Source organism: Tatumella ptyseos (genome assembly GCF_030552895.1).
In the GTDB taxonomy this organism is placed as follows: Bacteria; Pseudomonadota; Gammaproteobacteria; order Enterobacterales; family Enterobacteriaceae; genus Rosenbergiella; species Rosenbergiella ptyseos_A.
The window spans coordinates 2,484,514-2,506,444 of record NZ_CP130649.1; the positions used below are offsets into that span (position 1 = coordinate 2,484,514).

Annotated in this window: 20 protein-coding genes and 1 riboswitch; of the genes, 10 read left to right on the forward strand and 10 right to left on the reverse strand. The window is 46.1% G+C overall.

Features of this window, described 5'->3' with window-relative positions; translation table 11 throughout:
- Positions 1-8: 8 nt before the first annotated feature.
- The 3 genes from secD to tgt are packed head-to-tail and all read right to left on the reverse strand — an operon-like array spanning position 9 to position 3,362.
- Positions 9-1,856: a protein translocase subunit SecD gene (secD, locus tag QJR74_RS11845; RefSeq protein ID WP_304372040.1), complete on the reverse strand. Its 1,848-nt coding sequence runs from the start codon at positions 1,854-1,856 to the stop codon at positions 9-11.
- Between the two features lie 25 nt (positions 1,857-1,881).
- Positions 1,882-2,214 carry a preprotein translocase subunit YajC gene (yajC, locus tag QJR74_RS11850; RefSeq protein ID WP_062811989.1) on the reverse strand — a complete coding sequence of 111 codons (333 nt, stop codon included), beginning with the start codon at positions 2,212-2,214 and terminating at the stop codon, positions 1,882-1,884.
- Between the two features lie 23 nt (positions 2,215-2,237).
- Positions 2,238-3,362: a tRNA guanosine(34) transglycosylase Tgt gene (tgt, locus tag QJR74_RS11855; RefSeq protein WP_214218964.1), complete on the reverse strand. Its 1,125-nt coding sequence runs from the start codon at positions 3,360-3,362 to the stop codon at positions 2,238-2,240.
- A gap of 591 nt (positions 3,363-3,953) precedes the next feature.
- Here tgt and fhuE point away from each other — a divergent pair.
- Positions 3,954-6,179 (forward strand): ferric-rhodotorulic acid/ferric-coprogen receptor FhuE, encoded by a 2,226-nt coding sequence (gene fhuE / locus QJR74_RS11860; RefSeq protein ID WP_304372041.1) that lies wholly within the window; start codon positions 3,954-3,956, stop codon positions 6,177-6,179.
- Between the two features lie 71 nt (positions 6,180-6,250).
- The gene (locus QJR74_RS11865; protein ID WP_304372042.1) at positions 6,251-7,309 is read left to right on the forward strand and encodes a YncE family protein; all 1,059 of its coding nucleotides are present in this window, start codon (positions 6,251-6,253) and stop codon (positions 7,307-7,309) included.
- A gap of 94 nt (positions 7,310-7,403) precedes the next feature.
- On the opposite strand, the gene queA is transcribed toward QJR74_RS11865, so the two are convergent.
- A complete protein-coding gene (gene queA, locus QJR74_RS11870; protein WP_304372043.1) occupies positions 7,404-8,474 on the reverse strand; it encodes a tRNA preQ1(34) S-adenosylmethionine ribosyltransferase-isomerase QueA in 1,071 nt (356 codons plus the stop codon).
- A gap of 99 nt (positions 8,475-8,573) precedes the next feature.
- On the opposite strand from queA, the gene QJR74_RS11875 reads away from it, so the two are divergent.
- From QJR74_RS11875 to QJR74_RS11895, 5 genes are all read left to right on the forward strand, one after another.
- Positions 8,574-9,155, forward strand: a complete 582-nt coding sequence (locus QJR74_RS11875; protein ID WP_304372044.1) for an ACP phosphodiesterase — start codon at positions 8,574-8,576, stop codon at positions 9,153-9,155.
- 115 nt (positions 9,156-9,270) lie between these two features.
- Positions 9,271-9,873, forward strand: coding sequence for a peroxiredoxin C (locus QJR74_RS11880; protein ID WP_304372045.1), 603 nt, complete (start codon positions 9,271-9,273; stop codon positions 9,871-9,873).
- A gap of 759 nt (positions 9,874-10,632) precedes the next feature.
- Positions 10,633-11,280, forward strand: coding sequence for a hypothetical protein (locus QJR74_RS11885; RefSeq protein ID WP_304372046.1), 648 nt, complete (start codon positions 10,633-10,635; stop codon positions 11,278-11,280).
- Positions 11,267-11,617, forward strand: a complete 351-nt coding sequence (locus tag QJR74_RS11890) for a hypothetical protein (RefSeq protein ID WP_304372047.1) — start codon at positions 11,267-11,269, stop codon at positions 11,615-11,617. The genes QJR74_RS11885 and QJR74_RS11890 overlap by 14 nt, the downstream gene beginning before the upstream one ends.
- A gap of 601 nt (positions 11,618-12,218) precedes the next feature.
- Positions 12,219-13,487: a mechanosensitive ion channel family protein gene (locus QJR74_RS11895; RefSeq protein WP_304372048.1), complete on the forward strand. Its 1,269-nt coding sequence runs from the start codon at positions 12,219-12,221 to the stop codon at positions 13,485-13,487.
- A 28-nt stretch (positions 13,488-13,515) separates the two neighbouring features.
- Here the strand turns inward: QJR74_RS11895 and QJR74_RS11900 are convergent, their stop codons facing one another.
- The 4 genes from QJR74_RS11900 to QJR74_RS11915 form a co-directional block, all read right to left on the reverse strand.
- On the reverse strand, positions 13,516-14,700 hold the full coding sequence (locus tag QJR74_RS11900; RefSeq protein ID WP_304372049.1) for an MFS transporter: 1,185 nt from the start codon (positions 14,698-14,700) through the stop codon (positions 13,516-13,518).
- Between the two features lie 484 nt (positions 14,701-15,184).
- On the reverse strand, positions 15,185-15,508 hold the full coding sequence (locus QJR74_RS11905) for a type II toxin-antitoxin system RelE/ParE family toxin (protein ID WP_304372050.1): 324 nt from the start codon (positions 15,506-15,508) through the stop codon (positions 15,185-15,187).
- On the reverse strand, positions 15,483-15,713 hold the full coding sequence (locus QJR74_RS11910) for a ParD-like family protein (RefSeq protein WP_241647023.1): 231 nt from the start codon (positions 15,711-15,713) through the stop codon (positions 15,483-15,485). The genes QJR74_RS11905 and QJR74_RS11910 overlap by 26 nt, the downstream gene beginning before the upstream one ends.
- A gap of 141 nt (positions 15,714-15,854) precedes the next feature.
- A complete protein-coding gene (locus QJR74_RS11915; protein WP_304372051.1) occupies positions 15,855-16,022 on the reverse strand; it encodes a hypothetical protein in 168 nt (55 codons plus the stop codon).
- Between the two features lie 95 nt (positions 16,023-16,117).
- Here QJR74_RS11915 and QJR74_RS11920 point away from each other — a divergent pair, with 95 nt between their 5' ends.
- Positions 16,118-16,453: a hypothetical protein gene (locus tag QJR74_RS11920; RefSeq protein WP_304372052.1), complete on the forward strand. Its 336-nt coding sequence runs from the start codon at positions 16,118-16,120 to the stop codon at positions 16,451-16,453.
- A gap of 50 nt (positions 16,454-16,503) precedes the next feature.
- Here QJR74_RS11920 and qhpR read toward each other — a convergent pair whose 3' ends face one another.
- The gene (gene qhpR / locus QJR74_RS11925; protein WP_304372053.1) at positions 16,504-17,571 is read right to left on the reverse strand and encodes an AraC-like transcriptional regulator QhpR; all 1,068 of its coding nucleotides are present in this window, start codon (positions 17,569-17,571) and stop codon (positions 16,504-16,506) included.
- Between the two features lie 124 nt (positions 17,572-17,695).
- On the reverse strand, positions 17,696-18,712 hold the full coding sequence (locus tag QJR74_RS11930) for a phosphotransferase enzyme family protein (protein ID WP_304372054.1): 1,017 nt from the start codon (positions 18,710-18,712) through the stop codon (positions 17,696-17,698).
- A gap of 251 nt (positions 18,713-18,963) precedes the next feature.
- Between QJR74_RS11930 and eat the strand changes: the two genes are divergently transcribed.
- The gene (gene eat / locus QJR74_RS11935; RefSeq protein ID WP_304372055.1) at positions 18,964-20,331 is read left to right on the forward strand and encodes an ethanolamine permease; all 1,368 of its coding nucleotides are present in this window, start codon (positions 18,964-18,966) and stop codon (positions 20,329-20,331) included.
- A gap of 70 nt (positions 20,332-20,401) precedes the next feature.
- Positions 20,402-21,742 carry an aspartate aminotransferase family protein gene (locus QJR74_RS11940; RefSeq protein WP_304372056.1) on the forward strand — a complete coding sequence of 447 codons (1,341 nt, stop codon included), beginning with the start codon at positions 20,402-20,404 and terminating at the stop codon, positions 21,740-21,742.
- An 84-nt stretch (positions 21,743-21,826) separates the two neighbouring features.
- A riboswitch (TPP riboswitch) is annotated at positions 21,827-21,921 on the forward strand.
- Positions 21,922-21,931: the final 10 nt, after the last annotated feature.

Consider the following 21,931-nt stretch of genomic DNA (forward strand, 5'->3'; position numbering starts at 1 on the left):
CAGGCTCCTTAAATCGACAGCTTGTTGATACGCTTACCGCCGTAAAGCAGGTTCACAATCGCTCGCGTTCCTACAATGGCCGTAAACATGGAGGTTGCCACCCCAATCGCTGTCGTAATCGCAAACCCTTTAATAGAGCCAGTACCCACAGCATAGAGAATGATAGCCGTTATAAGCGTTGTCACGTTAGCGTCGACAATACTGGAGAACGCGCCACGATAACCTTCGTGAATCGCCTGTTGTACCGTCCGCCCGTTACGTAGCTCTTCCTTAATCCGTTCATTAATCAATACGTTGGCATCAACCGCGACCGCCAGAGTTAAGACAATCCCGGCAATACCTGGCATAGTCAAAGTCGCACCTGGCAACAGAGACATGATCCCGATGATTAAGATTAAGTTTGCAATCAGCGCTGTGGTCGCAATCACACCGAATTTCTTATAGAACACCAACATAAACAGAATTGATACCGCGACACCCCACAAGCATGCATGCAAGCCTTGTTGGATATTCTGTTGTCCCATAGTTGGACCAATGGTGCGTTCTTCAACAATCTGAATCGGTGCGATCAAAGCACCCGCGCGTAATAGCAAGGAGAGCTGATGCGCTTCATTTGGATTGTTGATACCGGTAATACGGAAGCTATTAGCAAGACGAGATTGAATATTCGCCACGTTAATCACTTCTTCTTGTTTCGCTAAAATCGCACGACCGTTAGCATCTTTTTTACCGCTATCTTTATATTCAACAAACAGTGTTGCCATCGGTTTGCCGATATTATTTCGAGTGAAATCAGACATCGTATTGCCACCTGCGCTGTCTAGCGAGATGTTAACTTGAGGCTGATTGTACTCGTCCATCGTAGAGGTTGAGTCGGTAATATGATCACCGGTTAGGACCACACGCTTGTAGAGAACAACAGGTTGTCCGTCACGCATGTTCTTCACTTCAGAATCCCCAGGTACGCGTCCTGCTGCAATAGCGGCTGGATCGACCGTGGTATTCACTAAACGGAATTCCAGTGTCGCAGTGGCGCCTAAGATCTCTTTAGCCCGTGCAGTGTCTTGAATTCCCGGCAATTCGACGACAATTCGGTCTGAACCTTGACGCTGAACCAGTGGCTCAGAAACCCCTAATTGGTTGACACGGTTGCGAAGAATAGTGATGTTTTGCTGGACCGCGTATTCACGAGCTTCGCTTAAGCGCGCGTCGGTCATTGCTGCGGTAAGTTGGTTACTGCCACGACTTCTAATCACCAGATCGCGATGACGTGGGCTTAAATAGCTGACGGCTGCATCACGCGCTTGGGCATTAGGGAACTGGATCTGAATACCGTAATTATCGATTTTACCAACAGTGGTATAACCGAGTTTCGCGGTACGCAGGTCGCCCCGAAGCGTTTCAGCATTTTGCTCTTGTAACTTGCCTAAAGCAGTGTCCATGTCCACTTCCATCAAGAAGTGTACACCACCACGTAGATCTAGACCCAGTTTCATCGGTTCTGCCGAGAGTGCAGCTAACCAACGCGGAGTCGCAGGAGCAAGGTTCAACGCAACTACGTAATTGTTACCTAACGCGTTAACCAGTGCTTCACGTGCGCGCAACTGGATATCGGTATTAGCAAAACGCGCCATGATTGCGCCGTTCTCTAATGCGATAGAGCGGGTGTCGATATGTTGTTGTTTAAGTACTGTCTGGATCTGATCCAATGTCTGCTCACTGGCAGCGGCGCCCCGCTCACCAGTGATTTGAACAGCCGGATCCTCACCATAGAGGTTTGGAAGTGCATACAACAGGCCGACCAGTAATACGACGATCAGCATGATGTACTTCCATAAAGGATAACGATTTAGCACGGCAGTTCCCTAAGGAAGAGTTCAATTATAATGCTTTCATTGTGCCTTTAGGCAGAACGGCAGCGACGAAATCACGCTTAACAACGACTTCATTAGTTTCATTTAGCGCGATAGCAACATAACCGGTTTCTGAGATTTTAGTTACACGACCGACGAAACCTGAAGTGGTCATCACTTCATCCCCTTTAGCGATAGATTCCATCAATTTTTTATGCTCTTTCGCACGTTTTTGCTGTGGACGTAAAATCATAAAGAAAAAGATCAGACCGAACACGACCAACATGATAACCATCGAGAAACTACTATTTTGTGCTGGTGCGCCAGCCGCTGCCGCGGCATCAGAAATGAAAAAGCTCATAAACTATCCCTCATTAATTAAAATCAAAATGGTAAAGCTGGCACTTCTTTGCCAATCTTCGTATAAAAGTCAGCAACGAATTCTTCTAACCGATCGTCTTCAATCGCTTGGCGTAATCCTGCCATTAAACGCTGGTAATAGCGTAAGTTATGGATGGTATTGAGCCGTGCGCCTAAGATCTCATTACAACGGTCTAAATGATACAGGTAGGCACGAGTGTAATGCTTACAGGTGTAACAATCACATTCGGCGTCCAACGGTGAGGTATCACTCTTATGCTTAGCGTTACGGATTTTTACTACACCGTCGGTCACAAATAAATGTCCGTTACGCGCATTTCGTGTTGGCATTACGCAGTCGAACATATCGATACCGCGACGTACGCCTTCCACTAAATCTTCGGGTTTCCCCACCCCCATTAAATAACGAGGTTTCTCTTCAGGTAACTGCGGGCAGACATGCTCAAGAATACGATGCATATCGGCTTTAGGTTCCCCAACTGCCAGGCCGCCGACAGCGTACCCATCAAAACCAATATCTACTAGTCCTTTGACCGAGATATCGCGTAAATCTTCGTAAACGCCGCCCTGTACAATCCCGAATAGCGCATTTTTATTGCCGAGTTCATCGAAACGATCACGGCTACGTTGCGCCCAGCGTAAGGACATCTCCATCGAACGTTTCGCATAATCCCAGTCAGCTGGGTAAGGCGTACATTCGTCAAAAATCATCACGATATCTGACCCTAAATCGTGCTGAATCTCCATCGATTTCTCAGGATCAAGGAAGATAGGATCACCGTTGATGGGATTACGGAAATGAACACCTTTTTCGGTAATTTTACGAATGTCTCCCAAGCTAAAGACTTGGAATCCACCAGAGTCGGTTAAGATAGGGCCTTGCCACTGCATAAAATCATGCAAATCGCCATGCAATTTCATGATTTCTTGCCCTGGGCGTAACCAGAGGTGGAAAGTGTTACCGAGCAAGATTTGTGCGCCGGTCTCTTTCACTTCTTCGGGGGTCATTCCTTTCACGGTGCCATAAGTGCCGACTGGCATGAAGGCAGGTGTCTCAACGACTCCGCGATCAAACACTAAGCGACCGCGGCGCGCGCGACCATCGCGCTTAATATATTCAAATTTCACAAAACTTCTCCATCAGAGAAACAGTCTGATTAGATGCAACGAGTTACACACCAGAAATCGACGGGACGTTAGTCCCTTCATCCGTGTTAATCTTTGCAATGTTGTACCGGATTAGCGCTAATTTAAGACTACATTCCGACACAGTTAATTTCCGCGCTAGGATGCTACCATAAAGTTGATGATTTCCCTATCCCACGGCCCACTGCCGATCTCTCCTCTGCTTTTTATGTGTTCTAACCGGGTAAAGCAGTACAGAATCAAAAGTGGAAAAAATTTTACAGTACGACTCGAGTTTTTACTGCTACCGCCGACGATAAAATATTAATAAAATTTCTTATAACCATTACAAATCGATATTTTATTCAGCAAAAAATCTGCCATTAACACCATATATCAATGATAATCAACGGGTTAAATATCAGCGAGCCGTCTGTTACAAATTAACTAAAATAATCATTTAATCAAGTAAGACTAATGATTATGATTAGCCTTCTCATTAACACTTAATTGCCATGCATTGTTGTCTTCTCAGTCAACATATAACAATAAAGGCACACAGCATTTAAATCTTTCTGATTTATAGGGATAACTATGTCTGCTCCTTGCAGAAGAACGGCCCATTTCGTTTCACATACACCGCAAAAACATAAACTCTTCACGCTCTCACTACTGGCACTTGCTGTTAATTCGCTTCTTGAGCTGCCTTCTGCTCGGGCTGCTGACTCAACCAGTTTGCCTACCAGCACAGCGCAACAAGATGTCGTGGTCTATGGCGCACCTACTGATAACAGCGACGACCAGAGTAAACAGGACTACCAAGTCAAAACCACTCGAGCCGGCACCAAATTGCTGCTAACTCCGCGGGATGTCCCCCAGTCGTTGAGTGTGATCACCCAGCAGCGCATGCAGGATCAACAACTCCAAACGATCAACGATGTGTTAACCAATACAACCGGGATCACTAGCGAACAGGTCGATAGTGAAAGGGCCTATTACTATTCCCGCGGTTTTAAGATCAATAACTTCACCTTTGACGATATTCCGACCTCCATGGGGGATTCATGGAACTACGGAGATACCGCCTCAGATACCGCAATTTACGATCGGATCGAAGTCGTCCGCGGGGCAACGGGGCTGATGACCGGCGCGGGCAATCCCGCAGCCTCGGTGAATATGGTGCGCAAGCATGCCGACAGTAAGACGGCGACGGGGAGCCTACAAGCCAGTTATGGCAGTTGGAACAAGCAACGCTATGTCGCTGATCTTTCCACTCCTCTCAATCAATCCGGATCACTGCGCGGTCGGGTGATTGCCGGTTATCAGAATCAAGATAGCTGGCTAGATCGTTACACCAAAAATACAAAATTCCTCTATACCGCAATTGATGCTGACTTAAGCGAGCGCACGACACTTTCTCTGGCCTTTGACTACCAAGATGCCGACACCAGCAATCCAACTTGGGGGGGAAGCCCGGTCTTCTACAGTAATGGAACCCTGACGCACTATCGACGAGGCCTCAATTCAGCCGCCGACTGGACCTATTACCACACCACCGTTCGTAAACTTTATGCTGACTTAGTCCATCATTTCGATAACGGGTGGTCGACCCATATTACCGGGACCCACGCTGAAAATACTTTTAGTGATAAGCTGCTTTATCTCGGCTATCTCAGTATGCCTGATAGAGATTCTGGAGAGGGTGCGGATGGCTTTGGCAGTAAAGATCGTGGTAAACGTGAACTCACTTCGGTAGATGGTTATGCAAGTGGTCCTTTTGAATTATTAGGTCGACAACACCAACTTATGCTTGGGGTAAATTACAGTCGCCAGCATAATGCTACCGATAGCAGTAATGGAACAACCAGTGAAGATGGCAGCGAGATTACCAGCGGTGATATTGGTATCTTTGATAATCATTGGAACGGCAATATTGCCCAACCCACGTGGGGAGATTGGTATCAAAACGCTGATGATATCATTCGTCAAAAGTCTGCCTATACTGCAGCCCGTTTTTCACTTGCCGATCCTTTAGCCTTAATAGTCGGGGCGCGTTATACCCAATATCGTAGCGATGGTTCGAGCGGCGATATGGAAAAAAATAATCTGACGCCCTATGCCGGTATTATTTATGACCTCAATGATACCTGGTCAGCCTATGCCAGCTATACCTCTATCTTCCAACCACAAACCTATCGCGATAGTACCGGCCACTATTTGTCACCCATTACCGGTAAAAGCTATGAAACGGGATTGAAATCAGCCTGGGACGATGGAAGGCTCACCGCAACCTTCGCTATTTTCCGTATCGAACAAAACAATGTAGGTCAGGAACTCGATGGCGTTTATGTCAATAAAAGCAGCGAGCAAGCCTATGTTGCGACAAAAGGCGCTCGCAGTAAGGGGGCAGAGTTTGAGTTAAACGGTGCCATCACTGATAACCTACAAATGACCTTCGGTGCAACCCGCTACGTCGCAACGGACTCTACCGGGCGCTACAATAGTAATCAGCCGCAAACCGTCTTTAAACTCTTTAGCCGCTATCAGCTCCCTACCCTACCAGAGTTGACCGTGGGCGGGGGAATAACTTGGCAAAACCGAGTCTTCTGGGACGTTTCCGCACCTGATGGCAGCACTCAGCGGATTTATCAAAGCAGCTATCCTCTAGCGAGTCTATTTACGCGCTATCAGATCAACAAGCAGGTAGCGGTACAGGCAAATATCAATAATTTGTTCGATCGCACCTATTACACATATCGAAACGGGGATGTCTACGGCGAGCCTCGTAACGTCTCAGTTAATTTATCCTATCAGTTCTAGTCTCTCGCGCTAACGTCCTGCAAAGCCAGGACGTTTATTGTTTATTATTAGTAGCCAATAAAGGAGTTTTTATGAGAGGACGTTTCCCCTCTATCAAAGCATTATATTCGGCGTTCTTAATGGCTGCTCTGGCGGCTCCTACGGTTTTTGCCCAACAACCAGCATCCGCAGCCTCCTCACCTGTAGAGCGGCAGTTGGGGGATGGCTTATATGAATTGGCCCTGATTCCCGGCCAAAATAAGCTCTATGTTGCCAGCGCACAAAGTTTTAAAGACGTAAATGGTGGCGTGATCTATCGTCTTGATCCCACCACGCTCGCCATCACCGGCGAAACACATACCGACCTTAAAAACTTTGGTATGGCTATTGATGACAAGGGCCAGTTCTTCTACACCACCAACTCGCTTGATGGAGGGGTTTCTAAAGTCGACGCCCAAACCGGAAAGGTTATCGAACGCCTCTTTTTTAAAGGTAAAGATAAAGATGGCGACCCAATCGGTGCTCGGGAAATCCTCTTCCACAATAATCAACTCTATATTGGCCGTGTCACCGTCCCCGGATATATTTCGATTGTCGATGCCAGAACTATGACCTTAAAAGGGCAAATAGACAATGTCGGTAAATGGGTAACAGGAATAATCTATTCCCCATCAACTCAACGTATTTATGCGGCGAGTGGTAGTGGCGACATAGCGGTTATCAATCCTGCAAATAATAAAATTGAACATCGCTGGAAACCTGATGATGGACAGAAGTACTTGTTCCTCAACATGGCGGAAGATCCTACTACCGGACGTTTATTCGTCACCGATAACTCTGAAGGCAAGACGACTTTGGTCTTTGATGAACGTTCTGGAAAAGTGATTAAACGACTCCCGGGTGACGCCTTAGGGATAAAGTTTAATGCAAAACGCCACGAGGTTTATATTAGCCAGCGTGAATCGAAAAAGGTTATTCAACTGGATGCCACCAGCTTAACACCAAAGCATGTTTGGTCATTTAGCGGTCATCCTAACAGTCTGCTGGTTTCACCTGATGGTAACTCGCTGTATGTCACCATCAAACAGGACTTTAACGAGGATAACACCACCAAAGGTCCAGATAGTGTGGCGAAAATTTCGCTGAATTAACCAGGGCATTAAGGCTCTTTCCTATCCTGCCTTAAAACCTACCACCTAAAAAAGGGGCTTAAATTAGCCCCTTTTAAAATATAGCTGTACTCCCTTAGTCGTCCATTACCTCATTCACCGCTTGCGGGTTTTGGGTAATAAACATGGCATCACCATAACTAAAGAAACGATATTGTTGTTCAACCGCTTGCTGATAGGCATGCATAGTATTTTTATAACCCGCGAAGGCAGAGACCAGCATAATCAGCGTTGATTCAGGGAGATGGAAATTGGTGATTAACGCATCGATAACTTGATACTGATAGCCAGGATAGATAAAAATCTGCGTATCATCAAAGAAAGGGGCAATAAGGGCACTCTCCGCCGCCTTGGCCGCACTTTCTAAAGAACGTACTGAGGTCGTCCCCACTGCAATGACTTTATTTCCCCGTGCTTTGCAGGCTAAGACGGCATCCACCACCTCTTGTGGCACTTCAGCGTATTCAGCATGCATAATATGGTCTTCGATGCTCTCAACCCGGACCGGCTGAAAAGTTCCCGCCCCCACATGTAAGGTAACAAAAGCGGTTTCGATCCCTTTTTGACGCAATGCATCCAATAACGGCTGGTCGAAGTGCAGTCCCGCAGTGGGAGCGGCGACGGCACCTGGTTTCGCACTATAAACCGTTTGGTAAAGCTCGCGGTCAGCCTCTTCGTCGGGACGATCAATATAGGGCGGTAACGGCATATGACCGATATGGTTGAGGATATCTAACACCTCGCGATCATCATGAAACTCAATTTCAAACAGCGTATCGTGACGAGCGACCATGGTGGCCCGTACATCTAAAGCGTCACCGAGTAACAGTTCCGCACCCGGTTTTGGCGCCTTTGAGGCACGAACGTGGGCTAAGACCCGCTTATCATCTAGCATCCGCTCTACTAGCATCTCAAGCTTACCGCCACTGGCTTTTTGCCCATACACTCGGGCTGGGATCACCCGAGTATTATTAAAGACCAGTAAATCACCGGGTTGTAATTTATCCAACACATCAGTAAAGATGCCATGCTGTAACTCTCCCGAGGGCCCGTCTAACGAAAGCAGTCGGCAAGCACTCCGCTCAGGTTGTGGGTAATGGGCAATTAACGACTCAGGTAAAGCAAAGTTAAAATCAGCAACGCGCATGGTGACTTATTCCGATAAAAATTTAGGCGCACAGTGTAACGGAAAAGGGGACATTACAGAACCTTTGGCTTTTAGAGCAACTCAGGTAATAATGGCGCTATGAATTTTCTTGCTCATCTTCACCTTGCACAGCTTGCCAGCAGCTCCTTAACCGGTAACTTACTGGCGGATTTTGTCCGCGGCGATCCGAAAGGTCGCTGGTCGGAAACTATTGTGGCAGGGATCCAAATGCATCGTCGGCTGGACAGTCTTTCTGACCATCTGCCTGAGGTCCGTGAAGCGAAACAGCTGTTCATACCGGAAACCCGCCGCGTCGCCCCCATTGCATTGGATGTTATTTGGGATCATTTTTTAGCCCGCGACTGGTCAGCCTTCTATCCTCAGCTAAGGTTGGCCGAATTTTGTGCCGTGGCTGAACAGACCATTGCTCGTGATTTAGCTCAGACGCCTGATAATTTCCAACATCTCAATCGTCTGATCTGGCAGCAACGTTGGCTAGAACGCTATGCCGAGCCGGAAAATCTGGAGAATGTCTTTCGGCAAATGGCGCAGCGCCGACCACGCCTCATTATGCTGGCTGACTGCTATCAAGATTTCATTACCCACTATCGCGAATTAGAAGCCTTGTTTTACCGTTTTTATCCCCGATTAATGGCACAGGCGACAGAAAAACAGCTGTAAAGTCCCCCGCCACTGCGTGGGTTCTGATACACTGCCTTCGCGCCACAGACGCAGGATCGGCTCATCTTGAGCCTGTGTCCTAAAACGATTTTATTCATTAACACTTGGAGTATGTATGGTACTTGTGACTCGTTCAGCCCCTGATTTTACCGCTGCAGCAGTTTTAGGTAGCGGTGAGATTGTTGAGAATTTTAACTTCCATAAGCACATTGCTGGTAAACCTGCCGTACTCTTTTTCTGGCCGATGGACTTCACCTTCGTTTGCCCTTCAGAGCTGATTGCATTCGATAAGCGTTACGCTGAATTCAAGCAACGCGGTGTGGAAGTCGTTGGCGTTTCTTTCGACTCAGAGTTCGTGCACAACGCATGGCGTAACACGCCAATCGAAAACGGCGGTATCGGTAAAGTGCAATACGCAATGGTTGCCGATATCAAACGTGAGATCCAACAAGCTTACGGTATCGAACACCCAGAAGCTGGTGTTGCCCTACGTGGTTCGTTCTTAATCGACAAAGACGGCGTAGTTCGTCATCAAGTCGTGAACGATCTGCCACTTGGCCGTAACGTCGATGAAATGCTGCGCATGGTTGACGCGCTCCAATTCCACGAAGAGCACGGTGAAGTCTGCCCTGCACAGTGGGAAAAAGGAAAAGAAGGCATGGGCGCATCACCAGAAGGTGTTGCAAAGTACCTGTCTCAAAACGCGGCGAAATTATAATCGCCTTGCCCCCTAAGACGTTAGGGGGCATTCACTTCTGTAAGGAATCATCGCGTCGTAAATAACCTCTTTCATCGTTATTGTTAGGATGGTTATTCGACTTTCACTGTCCGTGCAAATAGCTATCCACAAACGCCGTAAACCAAATCAATACAAAACTAAACCCTAAACCATACCCTGCGAACGACTGAAACTCTCTGTGTAAATCCCGTTAGCATTGGGATCCCCTTCCCACTCATCAATGTCGATGATTTAGCGAGTAAAGCAAATGTGAAAGAAATAACTCGCCACAACGACGATAGGATATTTCTGGTCATTAAAATCACGGGTAAAAAACGGTGGCGTTTTCGTACTCTGCGATCCGCTACAAAGCGCAGGTCAGTACTAAATGATTAGCTAGGGAACCAATTATCGAGTTTCTACTGTATTCACTTTATGCGGATATAAGTAGTCCATGTGTAGTGTGATGCAAAGAGAGGGACGTCTTCTGGTTGGTTATTATCTTTCGTAATGATGTCTGTATTTTTCATCGTACTCCTCACACTAAAGATTCAGAGGCCGTCTATATTATACTTCATCGCTATATTAATCGAACTCACTCACCTTTAGGAATTTTTTATAAGGTAGAAGATTATGCCTAGAAAAAGCTCTCGAGAAGTCTCTTTTTTAAAAAAATTTCATCCCTCCGCTTTAACGTCAAGGAAATACAAAATAAAGGTCGTAATATGTTTGACTACGTATAGATAAAGGATGATCTAAATGCTAGAGCCAAAAAAAGGAAAACTGACATTTCGAGCCGAAGGGAATAATGTAAAATCAAGCAGAGATTATTCAAAAAAAATACATTGGCCTGGGAACTCTCTATCTTGCCAGAAGGATAATTCTGGTGTGACAATTGGTAGAGGATTTGACCTTGGTGATAGAAATGAAAGTAGCGCATTCATTGCTTTAAAAAAAGCGGGGGTAGAAGATAGAAAAGCTGAACTAATTTCAAAGGGAGCCAAAAAGAAAGGGTGTTCAGCCTATATTTTCGTCCTTAAAAACCGGGATTCGATTGAGGAAATCACAGATACTCAGCAATTAAGATTATTTGAAATGACTTACATTGAATTAGAGAAAGATGTTGAAAGAATATGTAAACTTCCTAAAAATATTCACGATTATCATCCCACTTCAAATACCCCACCCGATTTAGCCTGGGAAAATATTCCTGACAAAATAAAAGAGATACTTGTCGACTTAAGATACCGAGGTGACTATACACCACAAGCCAGAGGATATATTCAAAGAATGGCTTACGCTGGAGATGTAGAGGGTTTCGGGAATGTAATATCGAACAAATATTATTGGATAAAAGTACCTAATGATAGGTTCAATCGGAGAGTTGATTACTATGAAAAAAATTAAACTTCTTTTTTTAATTTTGATCTGTTCATTTAATGCTGGTGCAGCCTTCACAGAGCCAGAAATGAGCCAACTGAAAGAAATAAACCAAAAGTACATGGCGAAAGAGATTGAATCTAGAAAAAATCTACATGCAGCTATAAAAGAATCAATAGCTAACCTACCTACTGAAAAATCGAATATATTGAAATTACATGAACTATGGAGTCAAGCGACAAAAATAAAATGTAGGCTTGCTATACTCGATTCACTCAATACTGATGCGGAAATAGCAAGCAAATATGAATGTCTTGCTAATGAATACACTACTGAAGCTAATTTCTTAAATAGCACATATTAAACTTACTTAGGACGGAAGTATAAAATAGGCTAATGTATTTATATCTGGGAAGGCGTTAAGGCACTAATTGGGCTAAGTAGAGTCGGTTAACGCCTATCCTCGGGCCACTTGAATGACGAGCCGTACGACCTATTGATTGGCTTTTATGCATCAGCGATTCCGTTTACTCCTCACAAAGCCGTTCTGGCTTGTTAATCCTTTCAACATTGCTCCCGCGGTAAATGTTCGCGAATCATCGGTAAGCGAGACGTGAGAGCCTATTCTTTATTTCACTGCTTGCAGGTGGTTTTTTACCTTTATGACCATCATAATGGTTCATCACACACCAAGACTAAGATAGCATCGTTTAGATACGCTCCATTATCCAAATTTCATGACACATTTTGATGTTTAGCATCGTGAAAAATACAAGAAAAAATGTGAAGACGAGCGTTATGTGTCGGTTATTTCATAAACAAACTATTCTTAAATCTATTTTTAGATGCTTCTTCTCATGAATTGAACATATCAAGTTTGGTATAAACAGATTGATATAGGTTAGCTACACTATGAAATTTGAATTGAAGAAAAATATGATATGTAAAAAGGACTTACGAAAATAATGCAACTCCCACTACAACATTGGCTTCAGACCTTAGGTCTTACTCATTATACCGATATTATCGCAACGCTACTCATGCTTACCGCGATGATTTTCATCTCACTGATTATTCACCTCTTACTTCATAAACTGCTGTTACCGATACTGAAAAAACAGTCAGAAAAAAGCCAACACCTTTGGCCAAAATCATTATTTAAACATCGCTTATTTAATCGTGCGACCTGGCTGTTACAAGGCGTACTGTTCCAAACATTACTGCATATCCTATTCGATCCACAGAGTATGCTGTTCGTTGGGCTAACCACTCTCTGCCAACTCTGGGTGATGCTCTTTAGCTTATTGATCGGTTTCTCGTTACTCGATGTTATCCAAGCGATAACGGCCAAAAGTGAATTCGCCAAACAGATCCCGCTGCGTGGTATCTTCCAAAGCATTAAGTTAATCATGGCGATTTTAATCGTCATCTTGATGATTTCGTTATTGTTAGGCAAATCCCCCGGTACCTTGCTGACCGGTTTAGGCGCAATGACCGCCGTACTGATGCTGGTGTTTCGCGATCCCATTCTTGGCCTGGTCGCCGGAATCCAACTTTCCGCCAACGATATGCTAAAAATTGGCGATTGGCTAGATATGCCTAAATACGGTGCTGATGGTGCAGTCATCGATATCAATTTAACCACAGTCAAAGTGCATAACTGGGACAAAACAATCGTCACCATTCCTGCTTATGCCTTAATTTCTGACTCCTTTAAAAACTGGCGCGGGATGTCAGAATCGGGGGGCAGACGTATTAAGCGTAGCGTTAATATCGATACCACTAGTATCCACTTCTTGTCAGAAGCCGAAATCAATCAGCTTGGACAGGCCCATCTGCTCAGCCCTTACCTGGTAAACAAACAGCAGGAGATTACCCAATGGAACACCCAGCGAGATAATCAAAATACGTCGTTACTCAATCATCGTGCATTGACCAATATCGGCACCTTTCGTATTTGGCTGGAAAACTGGTTGAAGACGCACCCACAGATTCGTCAAGATATGACACTGATGGTGCGGCAGCTAGCGCCTACCGAGAACGGTCAACCTATTGAGATTTATGCTTTCACTAACACAGTTGTCTGGGCAGAGTATGAAGCAATCCAAAGTGATATTTTCGACTATATCTATGCGGCACTGCCTGCCTTTGGATTACGCGTCCATCAAACTCCAACCGGCACAGATATTCGGGCATTAATGCCAAGCCAGACTGCTCAGCAGAATAATCCTTAAAGCGAGGGGGCCAATTGGCCCCCTGTCGTTATGCCTGCTCTTTAACACGCATTAGCAGCAGTAGCGAGATAATCATAAGCACGGTAGCTAGAACATAAATCGCCTGATGACCCAGCAAATCACTCAATAGCCCTTGGCAGAGCCCGGCGAAAATCATCCCCGTCGAAACAGAATTAGTAAATAAGGTCGTCGCGGCGCCCGCTTTCCCTGGCATCAAATCTTGGAACCACAGCATCACCAATCCCGCCACAATCCCAATAAAGACGGCATTCAGCAATTGGATGACTAATAATCCTGTTTGTTGGTCAAATATCAGCATAGCGGGATAGAACATTAGGCCGCACACCGCCGCAACGATCACTAAGGGCCTTTTACCCATCCGTTTAGCCAAATAGCCAGCCAGTAGCATCACCGGGATCTCTAACCCTGCAGCGGTCCCCATCAACACCCCAGCAAAACTTTCAGGCATCCCTAAGCTCTTGCTGATATAGAGTGGCATATCGATGATATACATCAGATTACAGATCCACATCAACACCGAGGCAGCAAACAGAAATCGGACATCCGTGCGTTTCCAGCCACTGGCTGCACTTTTCGCTAAATCTTCTGCCGGATAGAGCCGGGGCACACTAGGAAGGGTCGTTTTGATCAAAATCAGTGACAACAGAAACAACGCCGCGGCGACAAGATAGAGGGTAATAAAGCCGTAGTTTAGAGCCAGCGCGAAGGAAATCGGCGGACCAATCACCCAAGCTAAGGACATTTGCGCCCGCATCACCGAGCTAAACATGACCACTTCGCGACCAGTACGATCGGCATATTCCCGTGCTAAAGCAAAGAGTTGCGGCATAACGACACTGGTTAAGGCGGAGAGGATCAAACCTAAAGTGATCAGTACCACATACTGGCGCACGAAAGCGAACATCAGCGCATTAGCGATGGCCATCGCACAGCAAAACATCAATAAGCGTCGACGATCCCCTTTGCGGTCTGAGCGCTTGGCTAATATAAAGCTGATGATAATACCCGTCACGGCATTGATGGTGAAAAATAACCCCACCATAAAGGGTTTGGCCGCTAACTCCTGACTCAGATAAAGGCTAAGTGTTGGGGCCTGTAATGCTCCGGCGATGCTGACGAAAAATGTCACCAGCATAAACATCATAAAAACAGGATTTCCCCCTTTCGGGGCGGGTGGGGTAAAAGATTGCATAAGTGGCCTATATATTACATAGTTATATCCGAGGATAGGATATTGTTTATATTAGTAACTTGGAAACAATTAAAGGAAAAAAAGTCCTTACTGCAGTTTCACTACTTACTTGCTCAGCCATGGCTAATGTTCAAGCCTTTACTATGCGTCTTAACTGCAATAGTTATGGAACTGTCGCAATCAGTATGATGATGGATAAGCCTACTATTCAAATCGGTAAGGCTTTCTATGTTCCAAACTGCAAGACTCGAGCGGTATAAAGAATCGGCGAAGATACAACAGTGCTGATGGCATCCGAGGATGAAAGCCAGGATAGAGGCGAAGATAGGGTTATGATTGCTTAGACAAAGAAATCACTGGAAGCGACCCCCATCCACTTCGTCATTCCTCATGTTGGCGTTGGCATATACTCAATAAAAAGCTTTAGAAATAGGGATGTGTAATCAGACAAATGGATGAAAAAAGCGCTATGTGCGCCCTTTTGCTATTCAACTAACTTTACATCCAGTTTTCTATGCTTCTTCTGATCATTATAGAAATTTTCGTGCGGCCCAAAATTTAATAAATAAAGCTCAAGCTTTCCTTCATTAAAGCTATATCCAAGTAAGCACTGACGCCCTTTCAAGTCGAACTTATAGACTCTAAGGTAAGATAAATCGCCCTTCTTTTTCTCACCTACAGTTGGATTGTCTATAACAAAATCAATGGCATCTTCTACAACAGCGCACTCGTTATCAGGTAGTTTCGATAAAGCTTTTTCAAATCGACGGCTTTGAAATACCTCAAGTGCGTTTTGTTCTCCTGACATACCGCGTTCCTAAAGAATGTTCTAACTCTTGCTTAGCAAGTAAAGTTTCCATAACAAATTCATAGGTAAGATCGGGATTTTCCTCAAGGATTTTCCCGATGCTAGCCCAGTGTTCAATCTGCTTGGGAACGCTACGCTTAGCAACGCCAGCATGGATTTTGATTGATTCTACAAAGTCATCGTCTAAACGAATACTAGTAGCCATAGAGGACCTCTCGTGTTTCGAATACTGTACTAAATAAATTGAAATTATAATAACCACTGGTGATGCTAGGACATGAGGGTAGGGACAAAATATCGCCATAAGCGACAATTTGCAACAAATTAAGCACAACGTAGCAGATCTCTAACTTCCTATGATGCCTAAGTACTTAAAAATCGCTAACATTCTCGATACCTTAACGGTCGATAAAGGACGATTAGCGACTACATCCCCTAATATTTCGCCGAGCAGCTCAAGAATCGTTACGATAAACTCTCCTAAATCACTAAAGATTGAGGCACCGCCCTTCATTCGTCTGCCTTTGCTTCACCCGACTTGCAACCGTCTGAAGATGGCTCAAACATGCATAACATTGCTCTGCCACCTTTAGATCAGCAGACCCTGTTATGCCTCCTTCATTTAGCGCTTACTCTATCGCTACTGAAAGCGTGGTAGATAAACTAGAAGTGGCTTATAAGGCCTGTATTATGCATATCCGAACCGTCATGAATCACCTAGGCCAAGAAGCCGAGGCAGATGTACTGACATTATTTTATAAGTATCCAAGCGCTATCAGTAATGGCCACCAGCCAGAAAGCAGAGCGCTTTTAGCGTGGTGCCAGGGAATGATGGATAACGCCAAGAATGGTAACGAGGCTATAAACTACTTCAACCTCAAACTGCATTGGGTTGGCATCTTCGTAAAAGTAAAAAAATTACGTCGTAGGCAGGAAAAAGACTAACGCCCTACCTGCAGTAGAGCATGGTCAACATGAGGCGTTTCTCATAGCAGTTACAGAATGATCGAGGTATCGGCAAAACGCCTTTCGGTTTGCGACTGACGCCATTGGCGAGGACTGGTGCCGAACCAACGCTTAAAGGCTCTCGAAAAGGCACTTACCTCAGAATATCCCAGTAACAATGCCATATCCGTGACTGAAATATGCGGCTGTTGCAGAAAACTCATCGCCATCTCCCCCCGTACTTTGTCCACCAACCCTGTAAAACTAATGCCCTCCTGACGTAATCGGCGCTGCAACGACCAAGGCGTCATTGCAACCTGTTCGGCAACCTGTTCAAGATCCGGCTCACCTTGCCCTATCGCAAGCTGAACTTGAACTCGAATTTGATCGATTAAGGGTTGAGTAGAGACTTGGCCGTTAAGCTGGCGAATAGCATCTTGAGTTACCGTTAACAACATCGGATCGCTATCTGGCATGCTACGAAGGCCATCGCTTTTGGGGATCACCATGCAGTTAGTCGGTTGGTCAAACCAGATCGGGGCATCGAAGACTTTACAGTGTTCATGCCACGCCGCAGGGCGCGGGTGCTCGAAATGGATTTCTCTCGGCGCCCAGTGACTGCCTAGCGCATGACGGATCAAATTTAAAAACATACATAGCGTCAATTCAGCATCTTGGCGACGCTGAAGGATCGCACCATGACGGACTTGATAGTGCAATTGCCAGCAATCTCCCTTATCGACTAATTGAATTAAGGTATCGTGTTGATGATAGGGAAAAGCGCGAACGACGTTACGTAATGCCTCTTCTAAGGTAGCAGAGCAAATCCCGATATAACCTATTAAGCCCAAGGATTGTGGTTTAAATTGTTTACCATAATAGAGGCCAAAGTTATCGACGCCTGAATGTTTGGCCGCGACCTCCATGACCCGACAATAATTGACCAAGCTCAGGCTCATCGTTGGGTTTCCTAATAACTCAGGATCAATCCCACTCATGCCAAACACTCGATCAATATCCGCACCCTGATGCGTGATAAATTGGCTCAGTCCACTGGCGGCGGCCGCTAACACGCCATGGTGAGCCGCTTGTTGAGAGGTGGTGAATAAGGATTGCATGGTGATGACCTCATGGATAATCGCAACGATACAATTAACATTGCAAACTTCATACCAATAGGAAGAATTGCGATATTACAAAGCGTTATCATCACCATGAACAGAAAATTACTTTTTCTGCGACCTAATAGTGCATCGCCTGACCGATCGGCAGCTGCTTCCCCTCCAAATAGGTGCGACATAATCCTAGCGTCTGTGCCGACCAACCTTGTGCCACACTTTTCGCCATCTCGGTCTCGCAATGCGAGCCTAACCATGCGGTTAATTGAATACGCCGTTGAATTAATAGGGCAGGTAATATCGCGAAGTCATCGTCGCTAAAATGATGGATACGCTGGTACCCCTCGATCCAGCGATCGACCCACAACGGTGCAGAAGGATGATGCTCGACGAAACTGATCGCCGCCGCCAGATCATGTAAATACCAGCCAAACCCACAATCATCGAAATCGATTACCCGCGTTTCGCCACGGTCTAATAATAAATTGGTGAGGCGTAAATCGGCGTGGATTAACCCAAACCGATCGCTATATTGGCCATAGCGTGTCAATTTCGTATCCACATCGGCAATCACTGTTTCAATAAGATTATGATCGCGAGTTGATAGATCACTAATATCACGCCAATCTCCCCAATGGCTGCTGCTCCCTACCATTGAATCATGGTCCCAACGCAGACGCTGGAAATCATCTGGGCGCTGCCACTGGCGGCTGTGTTGATGTAATCGCGCCGTGATCTCCCCCAACTGTTTGAACGCATCGGGAGACACTTCACTCGTCGGCATCTCGCCCTCAATCCAGTGAAAGAGCACTGCATGCCTCTGTTCATCGGGCGATAAGACATAAGTTTGAATACGTTCACCCTGACCATCTCGTAGTGCTTCGGGAACTTGTATCCCTTCCGTACGCAGGGCATCTAACCATAATAGCTCGCTTTCAATAGCCGCTTTCTGATGATAATTCCCCCGATGCAAACGGAGTGCATAACGTTTTCCTTGAGCCATCACCGAAAATGTTGCGTTTTCTGAACGGCATAACAATTTGATTTCCGCCTTCTGTAGCTGCGGATAGGCTTGCACCACATGGTTTGCAATATGCAGTAATACCGCTTGGTCGAGGGCATCGTATTGTTTCACACTCATCATCTTCTCCTACACAGCGTTAATACCTAATGTGAGAAGTAGCATCTACCAGAGTGACCTCAGTGAGCTTGACGATAAAACAGGGAAAGTTGACTGGAGAACACAGGCATGACTTTTTACGCAATGAGTTAACTTAAGATGACAACAAACTGTCTTTTCCGGTCAAGTTTCTCACCGTTAAGCACTGCATTATCTTTCGAAACGCAGTATCAACCTGTAAGAACGTCTCAATAATGCTAACGGGGTTAACTATGACAACATCATTAAAACCAACACTGGGGGCACTCCATTTATGGGGAATCGCTGTGGGTCTGGTGATCTCAGGTGAGTATTTCGGCTGGAGCTATGGTTGGGGAGTGGCAGGAACACTCGGCTTCCTCGTCACAACGCTGATTATCGCCGTAATGTATACCTGCTTCATCTTTAGTTTTACTGAACTCACTACCGCAATTCCACAAGCGGGTGGACCCTTTGCCTATAGCCGTGCTGCGTATGGTGACACGGGCGGGTTGATTGCTGGCCTCGCGACGCTAATCGAATTCGTTTTCGCACCACCGGCTATCGCCATGGCGATTGGTGCTTATCTCAATGTGCAATATCCTACACTCAACCCTAAATATGCCGCTTTAGGCGCTTATATCGTTTTTATGGGGCTCAATATTCTTGGGGTGAAATTAGCCGCGATGTTTGAACTGATCGTTACGCTACTGGCCGTGTTTGAGTTACTGGTTTTTATGGGCGTAGTTTCCCCAGGGTTTAGCATGAGTCATTTCGTGGCCCATGGCTGGTCAGGACAGGATCATTTCTCGATGGCTGCCCTGCCCGGCATCTTTGCGGCGATCCCTTTCGCGATCTGGTTTTTCTTGGCAATTGAGGGCGCTGCGATGGCCGCCGAAGAGGCCAAAAATCCTAAGAAGACCATCCCTATTGCCTACGTGACCGGTATTTTAACCCTAGTATTCTTAGCCATCAGTGTCATGTTGTTTGCAGGTGGCGCAGGCGACTGGCGTGCCCTATCCGGGATTAATGATCCGCTTCCTCAGGCAATGAAAATGATCGTCGGCGAACATTCTCAATGGATGCATATGCTGGTTTGGATTGGACTATTCGGCCTAATCGCCAGCTTTCACGGCATTATTCTTGGCTACTCCCGACAATTCTTTGCCCTATCTCGTGGTGGCTATTTGCCTGCCTCACTGTGTAAGCTCAGCCGTTTTCAGACCCCACATCGCGCCATCATTGCGGGAGGAATCATCGGCATGATAGTGGTTTGTAATGATGGCATGATGCTACAAGGTATGAGTTTAACGGCTGCGATGATCACTATGGCCGTATTCGGTGCCAACGTTATGTACATCATGAGTATGTTAAGTCTGTTCCGCTTACGTAAAACAGCGCCAACACTCGAACGTAGCTACCGTGCCCCTGGGTATCCCGTAATCCCCGGTATTGCATTAGTCCTCTCGATGATCTGCTTTGTCACCATGCTCTGGTTTAACCCCGTCATTGGTGGTCTATTTATCGGATTAATGATCCTCGGTTACCTCTATTTCCTCACCACTAAAGTGAGACGCCAATCGAGTCAGCAAATCAATCTTACCGTCGTAGAAAACAAATAATTCCTGATGAGATAGGGCAATGGCCCTATCCAAAACCTCTTACTGACGATAGCAGTACAAGGAGTAGATGATGACCACACGTTCCACGATTATGGATACCAACAGCTTTCGCGCTGAACATGCCGATGCATTAAGCCCTGAAATCCGTCAACTCACCGATAAACGCGATCGTATCCTTGGCGAATCTTACCGCCTGTTTTATCGTAATCCGGTTCATCTAGTAAAAGGTGAAGGACAATATTTATGGGATGCAGAAGGCCGAAAATATCTCGATGTCTATAATAATGTCGCCAGCATTGGGCACTGCCACCCCGCGGTGATCGAGGCGGTGAGTAAGCAAATGCAGCAGCTCAATACCCATACCCGTTACCTTCATGAGAATATCTTAAATTATACAGAATCGATCTTAGCAACCACCCCAACGGAAATCGATCGTGCGATGTATATGTGTACCGGATCAGAGGCGAATGATCTGGCTATTCGTGTCGCGAAATCCTTCAGTGGTGGAACAGGGATCATTGTAACTCAAGAGGCCTATCACGGTACCAGTGAGTTAACCTCAGGCGCCTCCCCCGCATTAGGAAGTGGCCAAGCGTTGGCAGCAACGACGCGCGTCGTCCCTGCCCCGGATTTTTATCGTTTAACACCCAGCGATCCAGGCCATTGGTTTGCCAATGAGATCCAAAAACAGATTGATGATATGAAACAAAACGGTATCAAGTTTGCAGGCTTTCTTGCCGATTCGATCTTCTCGTCAGATGGCGTGTTACCCAATCCTCCGGGCTTTCTTAAAGCGGCGATCGATGTCGTTCATAAGAACGGCGGTATTTTTATTGCGGACGAAGTCCAACCCGGATTTGCTCGCACAGGAGATACCTTCTGGGGCTTTGCGCGCCACGGCGTAGTGCCCGACATTATTACCACGGGTAAACCGATGGGGAATGGGATCCCGGTCTCGGCACTCTTTGCGAAAAGTGATGTGCTCGCCTCGTTCAGTGACCATATTCCTTACTTCAATACCTTTGGCGGTAACCCTGTTTCAATGGCGGCCGCACAAGCTGTATTAAAAGTCATTCAAGAAGAGAACTTGCAAGAGCATAGCCGCATGATGGGCGCTCGATTACTCGAAGAGCTTAGCCGCTTGCAACAAAAATATCGCTGTGTCGGCGATGTTCGAGGTGCAGGACTCTTTATTGGCTTTGAATTGGTGACTGATCCGGAGACTAAACAACCGAATAAGGCGTTAGCCCTAGACTTAATCGAGCGCCTGCGTGATCAAGGGATCCTCACGTCAGTCGCGGGTCCTTATGGCAACGTATTAAAACTGCGCCCGCCTCTGGCTTTCCAAGCCGCGGATATCGACTGGTTAGTGGGCGGTCTTGATCGCGCACTGGAACAACTCTGTCCTTAATCGCTCTCGTTCGCGCAGTCAGCCCTGGCTGCGCGTCCTTTCATGATCTTTGCTTTCCTCTTACTCAATAATTGCCTAGAATGCTCAGACTCAACGGGGTGCAGTCACGCACTGCTGAGAAACACCCGTAGAACCTGATCCGGTTAATACCGGCGGAGGGATTTGAGCGCACCTTTCTCAGATCCTTTG

Coding starts and splice junctions, on each gene's coding strand:
- yajC (WP_062811989.1), bottom strand. CDS start 2,214: ATGAGCTTTTTCATTTCTGATGCCGCGGCAGCGGCTGGCGCACCAGCA.
- fhuE (WP_304372041.1), top strand. CDS start 3,954: ATGTCTGCTCCTTGCAGAAGAACGGCCCATTTCGTTTCACATACACCG.
- QJR74_RS11865 (WP_304372042.1), top strand. CDS start 6,251: ATGAGAGGACGTTTCCCCTCTATCAAAGCATTATATTCGGCGTTCTTA.
- queA (WP_304372043.1), bottom strand. CDS start 8,474: ATGCGCGTTGCTGATTTTAACTTTGCTTTACCTGAGTCGTTAATTGCC.
- QJR74_RS11875 (WP_304372044.1), top strand. CDS start 8,574: ATGAATTTTCTTGCTCATCTTCACCTTGCACAGCTTGCCAGCAGCTCC.
- QJR74_RS11880 (WP_304372045.1), top strand. CDS start 9,271: ATGGTACTTGTGACTCGTTCAGCCCCTGATTTTACCGCTGCAGCAGTT.
- QJR74_RS11885 (WP_304372046.1), top strand. CDS start 10,633: ATGCTAGAGCCAAAAAAAGGAAAACTGACATTTCGAGCCGAAGGGAAT.
- QJR74_RS11890 (WP_304372047.1), top strand. CDS start 11,267: ATGAAAAAAATTAAACTTCTTTTTTTAATTTTGATCTGTTCATTTAAT.
- QJR74_RS11895 (WP_304372048.1), top strand. CDS start 12,219: ATGCAACTCCCACTACAACATTGGCTTCAGACCTTAGGTCTTACTCAT.
- QJR74_RS11900 (WP_304372049.1), bottom strand. CDS start 14,700: ATGCAATCTTTTACCCCACCCGCCCCGAAAGGGGGAAATCCTGTTTTT.
- QJR74_RS11905 (WP_304372050.1), bottom strand. CDS start 15,508: ATGTCAGGAGAACAAAACGCACTTGAGGTATTTCAAAGCCGTCGATTT.
- QJR74_RS11910 (WP_241647023.1), bottom strand. CDS start 15,713: ATGGCTACTAGTATTCGTTTAGACGATGACTTTGTAGAATCAATCAAA.
- QJR74_RS11915 (WP_304372051.1), bottom strand. CDS start 16,022: ATGAAGGGCGGTGCCTCAATCTTTAGTGATTTAGGAGAGTTTATCGTA.
- QJR74_RS11920 (WP_304372052.1), top strand. CDS start 16,118: ATGCCTCCTTCATTTAGCGCTTACTCTATCGCTACTGAAAGCGTGGTA.
- qhpR (WP_304372053.1), bottom strand. CDS start 17,571: ATGCAATCCTTATTCACCACCTCTCAACAAGCGGCTCACCATGGCGTG.
- QJR74_RS11930 (WP_304372054.1), bottom strand. CDS start 18,712: ATGAGTGTGAAACAATACGATGCCCTCGACCAAGCGGTATTACTGCAT.
- eat (WP_304372055.1), top strand. CDS start 18,964: ATGACAACATCATTAAAACCAACACTGGGGGCACTCCATTTATGGGGA.
- QJR74_RS11940 (WP_304372056.1), top strand. CDS start 20,402: ATGACCACACGTTCCACGATTATGGATACCAACAGCTTTCGCGCTGAA.